At 64.6% G+C, this 11,412-nt stretch carries 10 protein-coding genes; 4 read left to right on the forward strand and 6 right to left on the reverse strand.

The genetic code is table 11. The features are described 5' to 3' along the window. Window positions 1-566: 566 nt before the first annotated feature. From FVD38_RS04110 to ubiA, 6 genes are all read right to left on the reverse strand, one after another. A complete protein-coding gene (locus tag FVD38_RS04110) occupies window positions 567-1,850 on the reverse strand; it encodes an alpha/beta hydrolase (RefSeq protein WP_147933650.1) in 1,284 nt (427 codons plus the stop codon). Between the two features lie 167 nt (window positions 1,851-2,017). Then, complete coding sequence (locus FVD38_RS04115; protein ID WP_147933651.1) at window positions 2,018-4,267, reverse strand: alpha-glucosidase; 2,250 nt, start codon at window positions 4,265-4,267, stop codon at window positions 2,018-2,020. A gap of 69 nt (window positions 4,268-4,336) precedes the next feature. Then, the gene (locus tag FVD38_RS04120) at window positions 4,337-4,636 is read right to left on the reverse strand and encodes a hypothetical protein (protein ID WP_147933652.1); all 300 of its coding nucleotides are present in this window, start codon (window positions 4,634-4,636) and stop codon (window positions 4,337-4,339) included. After that, window positions 4,623-5,003, reverse strand: coding sequence for a phage holin family protein (locus tag FVD38_RS04125; RefSeq protein ID WP_147933653.1), 381 nt, complete (start codon window positions 5,001-5,003; stop codon window positions 4,623-4,625). Before FVD38_RS04125 ends, FVD38_RS04120 begins: the two co-directional genes overlap by 14 nt. Before the next feature lies 1 nt (window position 5,004). Beyond that, window positions 5,005-5,325 (reverse strand): ElaB/YgaM/YqjD family protein, encoded by a 321-nt coding sequence (locus FVD38_RS04130; protein ID WP_147933654.1) that lies wholly within the window; start codon window positions 5,323-5,325, stop codon window positions 5,005-5,007. A 44-nt stretch (window positions 5,326-5,369) separates the two neighbouring features. Beyond that, window positions 5,370-6,224 (reverse strand): 4-hydroxybenzoate octaprenyltransferase, encoded by an 855-nt coding sequence (gene ubiA, locus FVD38_RS04135; RefSeq protein ID WP_147933655.1) that lies wholly within the window; start codon window positions 6,222-6,224, stop codon window positions 5,370-5,372. Window positions 6,225-6,530: 306 nt separating this feature from the next. Here ubiA and FVD38_RS04140 point away from each other — a divergent pair, with 306 nt between their 5' ends. The 4 genes from FVD38_RS04140 (at window position 6,531) to FVD38_RS04155 (ending at window position 11,381) form a co-directional block, all read left to right on the forward strand. Next, complete coding sequence (locus tag FVD38_RS04140) at window positions 6,531-8,033, forward strand: PhoX family protein (protein ID WP_147933656.1); 1,503 nt, start codon at window positions 6,531-6,533, stop codon at window positions 8,031-8,033. 29 nt (window positions 8,034-8,062) lie between these two features. Continuing rightward, complete coding sequence (locus FVD38_RS04145; protein WP_147933657.1) at window positions 8,063-8,635, forward strand: PEP-CTERM sorting domain-containing protein; 573 nt, start codon at window positions 8,063-8,065, stop codon at window positions 8,633-8,635. 101 nt (window positions 8,636-8,736) lie between these two features. Continuing rightward, window positions 8,737-9,321, forward strand: a complete 585-nt coding sequence (locus FVD38_RS26755) for a TetR/AcrR family transcriptional regulator (RefSeq protein ID WP_370660626.1) — start codon at window positions 8,737-8,739, stop codon at window positions 9,319-9,321. 14 nt (window positions 9,322-9,335) lie between these two features. Next, entirely contained in the window at window positions 9,336-11,381 is a 2,046-nt protein-coding gene (locus FVD38_RS04155) for a prolyl oligopeptidase family serine peptidase (protein WP_147933659.1), read from the forward strand. Window positions 11,382-11,412: the final 31 nt, after the last annotated feature.

Consider the following 11,412-nt stretch of genomic DNA (forward strand, 5'->3'; position numbering starts at 1 on the left):
GGTTTAACCACCACCGCTTGCTCGAACCACTCGGCTATATACCGCCGGCGGAAGCTGAGGCAAACTATTACAAGCAACTGAGCGGTCAAGCCATCCCGGCCTGACTCACACTAACCGGCCTCCACGAAAGCCGGGGCGATTCAACTTTTCGATCCTATCGAGTTGTCCGCGCGGCCGAGCTCATGATAGATGCTAGATAGCGTCGCGGGAGGTTGGCATTCGCTTCTGGCCGACAGCAGATGTTCGAAACGTCTGAGTGTATTCGGAGGTCGCATCCATGGCAACCTCAGGGAATTTAGGGGTGCTAAACGTAGCCAAGGACGCTTAATAGAGTCCCTCTAATCTCAAGGCCGTAACCAGGCGCTCGCCCGCGGCAGAACCCGCCTTGTAAGCGGCCGACGTCAAAGAGGCCATCGTGGCGGCGATGAAGGCGGCGGCGCGTGGACGTGAACTGGACGGAGAACTGGGCAGCAACTAAGGGCGCCTGACAAAGCCGTTCGGCATATCATGCTCGGACCGAGCATGGGTAAGTCCGCAACCGACCCAGTGCGGACCTTTGTGTCTTCTCACCTGCCATTCTCTACGAATAGACGCGCGGTTGCCTGTGTCGGTTCATTGGGCAACACGCCCGGCGCACCGTCCACGAATCGGACGATGGCGTCGCGTGTGAGTTCCTGTCCACGAGCGTTACCCCAGACAATATGTCCAACGCCTGGAATTAGATGCGCGCGTGCCGTTGAATAGACACCGAAGTATTCCATCGCGCGCCCTCGAGGGATATAGCTGCATTCGCCGAGTAGCATCATTACCGGCGCCGCCATGTCGTGCAAGTCGGGTGTCGCTGCCTTACCGGCATCGTTCTTGATGCGGGCGTTCGCGATCAGGTTGAAACGCCCAGGATGGAAGCTGTTCAACAATGCAGTATCCCCTTTACAGAACGAATTGGATACCAGTAAGCGCTGTACGTCCGGCGTGTAATTGTTGATGAGCTCCTCCTGTGACGCCAGGCCGTTCCCCGCCGGCAGGAAGGCCGCAAGCATTGCGCGCGGCGCTAACAGCTTGCCCATGACCGCTACACTTGGCGGAAGCGTTGCGTCGGGCGCATGGGTCGTCTTTTTCGACATGGATTTATCCAACGAGAATGCTGCACCTGGGATGCTGCCGGGTTCGGTGAGGATGAGATGGGTAACCAGCTTGCGTACGTCTAGATTAGCCAGTGCCGACGTGACCAAAGTTGCGCCATACGATTGTGCTACCAGGACGGTCGGCATGTTCACTCTCGCCAGCACAGCGGCCAGATCCTTGACGTTGTTGTCGTGCGTATAGTGCTCGGGACTGAGGAGCGAGGAACGGCCGGCACCGACCTGGTCGTAGAGCACGACGTCGAACCCGGCACGCGCGAAACCGGCGAAGAAGGCGCGATCGATGTCCCTGACATACGCACCTGGACCGCCGTGCACGAACACAAGCGCAGTATGCCTGGCGCGCACTGCATCGGCCGGATAGCGATACACAGCGACGGCACGGCCTGGTCCTGTCGACCACAACTCGGCTGAGGGATCGGTAGAAAGCGGCGCCAGGGACGAAGGTGCGAGCGGCGCGAGGACATAGGCCACCGGAGCCAGGGCCAGTACCATGAGGCTGCCATGCACAATGGCGCGGCGGCGCGATGCGAGACGCGTGGATCGCCACCACAGGATACCGGCAACGGCGATGGCTATGCACAGCGCTGGAACGCCCCCTGCGCCTCCCCGGGTGGCCCACAATACGATTAGAAACGTCAGCCACACCGCCAGCATGTGGATTGGGACAGTAAGAAAGCGCACCACTTTTCTTAACGCGTTTGTCATTGTTTTAATTCCCCTAAGTCTGTGGTCAGGACAAGGAAGCGCATACGACTTCTCACGCGTTGTCACAATGAAATCATTGTAGTGATGCTGAGTTTGTAGTGCGGCGTTTTGCGACAGGCTGCAGCACGAAGGGTTTGAAATGCTTATTCCGAAGTAGTCTAGAGCGCCTAATAGAGGCCTTCCGCTTTCAAGGTCGTGACCAGGCGTTCGCCCGCGGCCGAACCGGCCTTATAGAAGACGGTCGGCTTGCCAAAGGGCGTCGCCACCTCGGTCCAGGCGCCCGCGCCGGCCTCGAAAGGCCGGCCAGTCCAGAGTTCAATCCACGTGCCGGCCGGCAGATACAGCCGCACCGATTGCGCTCCTCGCGTCACCACCGGCGCCACCATGAAGTCCGACCCCAGCATGTACTGGTAGCGCAGCCCGTAGGTAGCCGGATCAGAAGGAAACTCCAGGAACGGATGGCGCACGAGCGGCGCACCGCTGTCCGCCGCCTGCTGCATCAACCCCTGGCGATAGAAACCCAGTGCCCGAAAAATCTTGCTCATGCGCGCGAAGTGGGTGAGGGTTTCAGCATCGCTATCCACCTGCCAGCTGATCGCCGGGTTCAGCCCCTCGTGGGTGCGCAGCACGCCCGTGAACGCATTGAGCTCGACCCAGCGCATCCATAATTCCTTGTTGCGCGCGATGACGGGAACCTGCCGGCCCAGCACCGTCAGGCCGAAGGCGTTGTAGCCGCCGGTATCGCTGTGCAGCAGGCTGAAGCCCGACACGCCGCCCGACAGCATGCCGACGATCGCGGTGCGGATGCCGTCGTAGCCGTCCCAGGTCTGCAGTTGGTCGCCGAGCCAGAACAAGGTTCCCTGACCCGGACTGCGGGTGAAGCCGGAACGGTGAAAAGCGATGACGTCGCCTTCGCGTCCGGCCTCGGCCAACGCTTCACGATTCACGGCCGCCCATTCCTCGGGATAGCGATTGTGCCAAGCGGCGGGATCGTTGCCGTTGGCAAGCACCGCATCGAACGGCAGCGCCTCGCCGAAATCGGCCATCCAGCCGGAAGCGCGGGTGCGGCCGAGGAGCTCGTTCTTGATGACATTCTTGATCCAGGTCCGCGCCTCTGGGTTGCTGAGGTCCACCAGGGCGGCATCGAAATTGGTGTTGCGGATCAGGTAGGGCGTGCCGTCCTGTTTCTTGACGAGGTAGCCGGCCTGGCGCGCCTGCTGGTACAGGCTGTCGTGGCCGGCCTCGGTGCTGAGGAAAGGATTGATGTAGACCAGCATGCGGGCCCCGAGGCGCGCGAGCCGGTCGACCAGTGCGTCCCAGCGCGGATAGTAGCTTTCATCCAGCTCCCAGTTCCACCACAGCTGCTTGCCGGCGTTCGTGATGCGCACGCCCGGCCAATCCTGGATCCATAGTCCCGCGAGCGGAATGCCGGCGCGCTCGAAGGTATCGAGCTTCTTGTTGGCTTCGTCGGTGCCGCCCTGGACCGAGACGATGGCGCCGCGCCCGACCCAGTCCGGCAGGGGCGGCATGCGGCCCGCATAGGCCGTGTACTCGCGGATCAGCTCGAGCGGTGTGCGGCCGTACAGGATGCGGCCCGTCATCGCGCCCGTGAACAGTTTGATGTCCACGCGCTCGGGATGCTGGAAATTGAAGATGCTGTACTCGGTGTTTTCGAGGAATAGCGAATTGAGCTTGCTACTGAGGTAGTGGGGCGCCGGCGCGCCGGTGGACACCTCGCTGCCGCCACCGCCGCCTTCGAGCAGGTCGAACAGCTGGGTGAAGCCGGGCAGGCCGCGGCCGACGCCGTGTTCCTGCACCAGCACCGGGATGGTCTTGCCCTTCTGGTCGAACCAGGTCAGTTGCTGGCCCAGGCCGAAGTAGCGTTCGTCGGCGCTCGAGGCGTGACGCAGGAAGCTGCGGTTCAGCTGCGCCGCCTGGGGGCCGTCGAGTTGCAGGCGGAAGCGCAGCTGGTTGGCGCCGGCGGCGTCGAACGCGAGGCGGTAGCCCACGTCGCAGCCCGGACCGCGCAAGCGGCCACGCACGACCAGCGTGTCGGTCGCGGGCTCGAGCGCATCGATGCTCTGACTAAGGCATTGCGCTAGCAGGCGGTCATCGATGCGGTAGGAGCCGTCGGGCGTGCCGAACTGGCGGATGTCGGCCTGGCCTTGGGCGGCGCCGAGGAAGGCGCGGCCGGGCACGCTGGCCCACAGGATGCGCGCCGGCTCGGCCGCATGGCTGATGCGCAGGCCGTTATTGGAGAAGGACAGGGAAAAGGCGCCGACGCGATAGACGCCGTCCACGCGCGCAGCGAGTGTGTCAGGCGATTGCGCCTGCATGGCTGCCGCCGATAGCGGCAGCAGGAAGGTCAGTGCCAGGAAGGTCAGCGCCAGAACAGGCCGCAGGATTCGTGTGCGCATATCGCCTCCAACCGTGGTCGCTCGTCCGGTTGGACAGCGGCCCGGTTGGCGCGTTCACGCGCACCCGGATCAGTGGATCTCGAACTTTCTCCAGCCCAGCACCGGCAATACCTTCTGCGCCAGCTTGTAGGCGGACAGGGCGCCGGTCACCGCGCCGACTACCCACTTCGGCTTGGTGACCAAAAAGCCCAGTCCCAGGCCGGCGGCGGCCAGGACGGCGGTCTTGTGCTGCGCCACGTAGCCGGGGGCGCCGCCCAGTTCGGACGGATGACGCAGCAGCGCCACGTCATGCGCCATCAGCGCGCGCTGTTCGGCGCACTGGGCTGCCAGCAGGCGGCGGCGCGCCGCCAGGGTTTCATTGCTGCTCATGGACAGGCTCTCCTTTGACGGCTTGTGCATCCTTGCGCAGTTCGGCCAGCGTGGCGGCCATCAGCGGCGGACGCGTCACCAGGTCGCCGCGCACCTTGAAGAAGGCGAGCAGGCCGAGCAACGCGAACAACCCCGTCATGCCGCCGATCGCCAGCAGGCGATGCGTGTCCCAGAACAGGACCAGCACGAACAGGATCGCCAGCAACACCGCGACCACCGCGAAAAAGGCGGCCGCGACGCCCCAGGCCAGATAGCCGATCAGCCGGTGCGTCTCTTCCTGCAGCTCGATCGCTGCCAGTTCCAACCTGGTCCGCACCATGGCGAGCAGGTTGGATCCTATCCTTCCGACGGTCGCGGAGATCGTCATCTTATTTACGCGCGATCAGCATGCCGATCACGACGCCGATGGCGGCGCCCAGGCCGACCGACTTCCATGGGTTGTCCTTGACGTATTCGTCGGTGGCTTTGGCGGCCACCTTGGTGCGCTCGACAACGGTCTCTTCAGCGTGAATCAGGCCGATCTTGGCGGATGCCAGGGTCTGCTCGAACTTGACCTTGGCGGCCTTCAGCTCTTCGCCGGTCAGTTGGCCGCCGTTGCGCAGCCAGGATTCGGCGTCGTGGATCACGGTCTTCAGGTCGCTGACCAGTTGGTCGCGGGTGCCGGTCTGGGTCGGGATTTTTTCGATCATCGTGGGCCTCTTGTGTGTGGTGGGTGAATGCCTTTTGGACAATATTAACCTAATGCATAGTCGAGCGCGACACCAATGAACAGTGCGGCCCCCAACCAGTTGTTGTGGCGGAAGGCTTTGAAGCACTTCATGCGGTCGCGATCGCGGATCAGGGTGTAGTGGTAGAGCGCCATGCAGCCCGCCACCGCCACCCCGCCCACGAACCACCAGCGCAGGCCCAGCGACCAGCCGCACAGCAGCAGGATCGCCAGCGAGGCGCCGTAGCACAGCATGATCGCGGCCACGTCGAAGCGCCCGAAGGTGATGGCCGAGGTGCGCATGCCGAGCTTGAGGTCGTCGTCGCGGTCGACCATGGCGTAGGCGGTGTCATAGGCCACGGCCCAGAACACGTTCGCCACCAGTAGCCACCAGGCCACGGCCGGCACCTGGTTTTGCACGGCGGCGAAGGCCATCGGGATGCCGAAGCCGAAGGCGATGCCGAGATAGGCCTGGGGAATCGCGAAGAAGCGCTTGAAATAGGGATAGGTGCCGGCCACCACCACCGCCACCACCGACAGCTGCTTGGTCAGCGCGTTGAGCGGCAGGATCAGCAGGAAGGACACGATGGCCAGCACCGCCGCCACCATCACCGCTTCCTTGCCGCTGATCTTGCCGCTGGTGAGCGGGCGGTCGACGGTGCGCTTGACGTGGCGGTCGAAGTCGCGGTCGGCGTAGTCGTTGATGGCGCAGCCGGCGGAACGCATCAGCGCCGTGCCGACGACGAAGATCGCCAGCACCTGCAGGTCCGGCACGCCGCCGGACGCCATCCACAGCGCCCACAGGGTAGGCCACAGCAAGAGAAGAATGCCGATCGGCTTGTCGGCCCGGACCAGGCGGAAATAGAGCGCCAGCTTGTTCATGGTGAATCGCGTCTTGTCAGAGAAGCACTGTTGAGCAGGAAGCAGCGATTCTAGCCCCTTTGGCGGCATGGCGGCTATGTCGCCTTGTGCATACGGGCGCTATCGGTTTTGCATGACACGACCGCGTCTTTACTGCATCGCGAATGCATCAATGTTGTCATTTTATCGTCATGGATTTGACATTTTTGTTTGTTTTAATGCATCAGTCCTACCGGGGGTGGTAGGGACAGGACGGGCCTGACGCACGGGCGCCGCCAACGACACCAGACGCCGGACCACCGGCTCGATCCTAATTTGGAGCATCTAATGAACGAACACGATATGTCGCCTTCGCGGCGCAACCTGCTCAAGGGCATGGCCGGCGCCTCCGCGCTGCCTTTCGTCGGCGCCTTCGCCGCGCTGCACGCCCGCGAAGCGCTGGCGGCCAACGGTGCGACCGCCCTGGTCGACAGCCCCTACGGCCCGATCGCCCCGGTCAACGACCTGGCCACCGGCCTGCCGCTGCTGCAACTGCCGCCGGGCTTCAGCTACAAGAGCTATGGCTGGCGCGGCGACACCATGAGCGACGGCCGTCCCTGCCCGGGCGGCCACGACGGCATGGGCGTGATCGTCACGCGCAAGGTGGGTCGCAGTACGGAACAAGTGTTGGTACGCAATCATGAAATCAGCGGCAGTGCCGCTGTCAATTTCATCAATGCCTATGGCCTGTACGACACCGGCAATGTAAGCAGCAACTCGAGCAACCGTTCCTGCGGCGGCACGACCAACCTGGTGTTCCGCGACGGCGACTGGGTCAGCATGACCCCGAGCCTGGGCGGCACCCAGCAGAACTGTGCCGGCGGCATCACTCCCTGGGGCACCTGGCTGACCTGCGAAGAGATCGGCTCGGACACGGTCAGCGCCGGCGGCAAGAAGCACGGCTATGTGTTCGAGGTGACGGCCGATCCGCAGCAGGTCAGCGGCCAGGCTATCGTCAATATGGGCCGCTTCGCGCACGAAGCCGCCGCCGTCGACCCGAACAACAGCAACGTCTACCTGACCGAGGATTCCTCGGGCAAGTCGGGCTTCTACCGCTACATCCCCGACGTCAAGACCGGCGCGCCCGGTTCGCTGGCCATGGGCGGCGTGCTCGAGATGGCCAAGGTCAGGGGCCGCAACAACGTCAACCTGGCGGTGGCCTCGGTCGACGATACCTATGAGCTGGAGTGGGTGCCGATCGCCAATCCGGACGCCAATCGCGGCAGCGGCGTTGGCCTCAACGGCGAGACCATCAACAGCGCCGCCGGCCCCTTCGTGCAGGGTTGGATGAAAGGTGCGCTGCGCATGAACCGCGGCGAAGGCATCTGGTATGCCCAGGGCAAGATGTACGTGATGGACACCTCGGGCGGCCACGTCAACCGCGGCGCGATCTGGGAACTCGACCTGGCGCGCCAGACCCTGAAATGCATCTACTCGAGCCCGAGCCAGCTGGTGGGCAATATGGGCGACAACCTGACGGTCAGCCCGCGCAACGCGATCCTGATCTGCGAAGACTCGTCGAGCGCCATCACCGACCACTTCGGCTACGGCCAGCGCCTGATGGGCCTGACCGGCGCCGGCGACGCCTACATCTTCGCCAAGAACAATATCAACCTGACGGCCGCGCAGCTGCAGGGCGCCGGCAAGCTGCCTTCGCTCGCCGGAGATCAGCGCGGCAACGAATTCGCCGGCGCCTGCTTCGACCCGACCGGCCGCTACCTGTTCGTGAACATCCAGACCCCGGGCGTGACCTTCGCGATCTCGGGCCCGTGGGCCAAGGGCCCGCTGTAATCGTCATTTTTTATAAAAGGAAAACGAACATGAGCATGAACAAATTCGTCGCCGCCACCGCCGTTGCCCTGAGCGCCCTGGCCTTTTCGCACTCCGCCAGCGCCGTCGTCCTGACGAGCAGCAGCGGCGCCAATATCGTGACCGACTACAGCGAAGCCGGCGTCGTGTCCTTCGACCTTGACCTGGTCGACTTCAGCACCACTACGCTGAACTTCGTTCTGGAAGAAGCCGACCTGGCCGGCCCGCTCAGCTTCAACGCCATCATCCGCAACCTCGTGGGCCTGTCGATGCACCAGTTCAACTTCGGCCTGCAGGGCATCGGCTACGCAGCGCCGGGCAGCGTGTCCTCGTTCTCCGGCGCCCAGGCCAGCTATTCGAGCAACTACGCCGTCATCAAGTTCGCCAACGGAGAGACAGCCGATACGCTGTTCGGCAATCCGACCATGCTCGACGGCCGCAGCGACTGGCTGCTCGACACCACCGGCCTGTCGGCGGGCGACACCTTCTCGATCGTGGCGCAGGTGCCGGAACCGTCGACTGTGGCGCTGATGCTGCCGCTGATGGCGGGCCTGCTGCTGGCGCGCCGCCGCAAGCGCGACTGAGCTCCAAGGCAGGGTGTTTGACAGGCTTGTCACTTGGTGACATAGTAAACGTCACTAAGTGACAGGCATGGAGCATCATGGGAGTGCAGGACGAAGCAAGAATGGCGGTTTCACGCCATGCGGCAAGGCTGTTCGTGGAACGCGGCGTGGCCGCCACCAGCGGCGACGACATCGCCGCGGCGGCCGGCCTGTCGAAGCGCACGGTCTGGCGCTACTTCCGCAACAAGGAAAGCTGCGTCGAGCCGCTGTTCGATGCGACCTCGCTGCGCTTCATCGCCATGCTGCGCGACTGGCCGCGCGACGCATCGATCGAGTCCTGGCTACAGGCCTGCCTGGGGAGTGAGCGTGCCCCCGCCGACCTGGCCGACGACGTGCTGGCCGTGCGCCTGCTGGCCATGCTGCCGGACGAGCCGGACCTGCGCGCGTCCTGGCTGATGGCGACCCAGCGCGCCGAAGACGCGCTGGCCGCGATCGTCGCCGAGCGCCTGGAACTCTCACCCAGGGAGCTCGAGGTGCGGCTGTGCGCCGCGACCGTCATGGCCGCCATCCGCGTGGTCGACGAAACCATCAGCATCGCCGCCGTGAAGCAGCGGCAAACCTTCACCAACCAGGACGTGATCGATCGCCTGGCGCGCGCCATCCGCGTGGCCAGCACCCTGCCGATCTGCGATCCCGTCCTTGCCTGATAAGGAGATTCGTCATGCATTCCATCGTCTATCCCTCCACCCGCCGCACCGACGCCTTTGACAACCTGCACGGACAGCGGATCGATGATCCTTACCGCTGGCTGGAAGGCGATGCGCGCAGCGACGGCGAGGTCGCGGCCTGGATCGCGGCGCAGAACGCGGTGACGAGTGCGCACCTGACGAGCCTGCCGGGGCGCGAGGTCTTCCGCGCGCGGCTCGAAGCGTTGCAGAATCACGAGAAATTCACGATCCCGCGCGAACGGGGCGGGCGCTATTTCTACACGCGCAATCCCGGCCTCGAGAACCAGGCGACCCTGTTGGTTCGCGACAGCGTCGATGGCCCGGACCGCGTGCTGATCGACCCCAATACATGGTCGGACCACGGCACCCGGGCCCTGGCCGAGTGGGCGCCGTCGAAAGACGGCGCGCTGCTCGCCTACGCCGTGCAGGAAGACGGCGCCGACTGGCGCACCATCAGGGTAATCGAGGTCGCCTCCGGAAAAGTCCTCGACGATTCACTGGCCTGGGCCCGCTTCACAACCATCGCCTGGGCTTCCGATGGCGCCGGGTTTTTCTACACGCGCTATCCCGAAGCGACGGCGGGCGACGCCGCCCTTGCCAATCACGCGGTCTATTTCCATGCGCTGGGCACGCCGCAGTCGAGCGACCGGTTGCTGTATGCGACGCCCGAGCGGCCCGAGTTGCTGCACTTCGTCGAGGTGACCGACAGCGGACGCTATGCGGTGATCACGTCCACGCCCGGCACCCAGACCAATAACCTCGTCGTCATCGACCTGCACGACGAACGCTGGCAGCCGCGCACCGTGGTCAAAGGCTTCGACGCCGAATGGTCGCCGGTGGGCGACGCCGGCAGCACCTTGTACCTGCTGACCAGCGGGCGCGCCGAACGGCGCCGGATCGCGACCCTCGACCTGGCCGACCCCGGCGCCGTGCCGCAAGACCTGATTGCCGAGGACAGCGCCGTGCTGGGCGACGCGCGCCTGGTCGGCGGCCGCCTGATCGGCACCTACCTGGTCGACGTGAAAACCCAGCTGCGGCGCTTCACGCTGGACGGCCGCGCGGATGGTGTCGTGCCACTGCCCGGCATCGGCAGCGCGGGCGGCTTCCAGGGCCATCCCGACGACAACGAAGCCTTCTTCCTGTTCACCAGTTTTAACGCGCCGACGACGATCTATCGCTATGACGTGGCCGCGAACACGGCCAGCGTGTGGGCGGCGCCAACGGTCGATGCCGACCTGGACAACATCATGGTCGAGCAGCGCTTCTATGCGTCGCGCGATGGCGCCCAAGTGCCGCTATTCCTCATCCGGCGCAGCGACGTCGCGGGACCGGCGCCGACCCTGCTGCACGGTTACGGCGCCTTCGGCATCAGCATGATTTCCTACTACGAACCCAGCCTGCTGGCCTGGATCGAGCAGGGGGGAATCGTGGCGATCGCCAATATCCGCGGCGGCGGCGAGTACGGCAAGGCCTGGCACGAGGCGGCCCGCCTCGACAAGAAGCAGACCAGCTACGACGACTTCATCGCCGCCGCCGAGTACTTGCGCGCGCAAGGCATCGTGACGCCGGACGGCCTGGCCGTGCATGGGGAATCCGGCGGCGGCCTGCTGGTGGGTGCGGTCGTCAACCAGAAACCAGAGCTGTTCGCGGCGGCCTTGCCCGGTGTCGGCGTGATGGACATGCTGCGCTTTCACCGCTTTACGGGCGGGCGCCTGTGGATGGGCGAGTTCGGCAACCCGGACGATGCGGCGCAGTTCCGTACTTTGCTGTCCTATTCTCCTTACCATAACGTGGCCGCCGGCAAACCCTATCCTGCCATCCTGGTGACGACGGCGGACACCGACGACCGGGTCGTCCCGGCGCACAGCTTCAAGTACATCGCGGCGCTCCAGAACATCGATGCCGGGCCGCGTCCGCACCTGGTGCGCATCGAGACCCAGGCCGGGCACGGCGCCGGCAAGCCCACCGCCAAGGCCATCACGGAGATGGCTGATAAATGGGCATTCGCCGCGGTTTGGACGGGGTTGCGGGTGGAATAAGGGTAGAAGCCTGGCAATAGTGCGAGGGGCG

Source organism: Massilia arenae, from assembly GCF_008014745.1.
GTDB classification, from domain to species: domain Bacteria; phylum Pseudomonadota; class Gammaproteobacteria; order Burkholderiales; family Burkholderiaceae_D; genus Telluria; species Telluria arenae.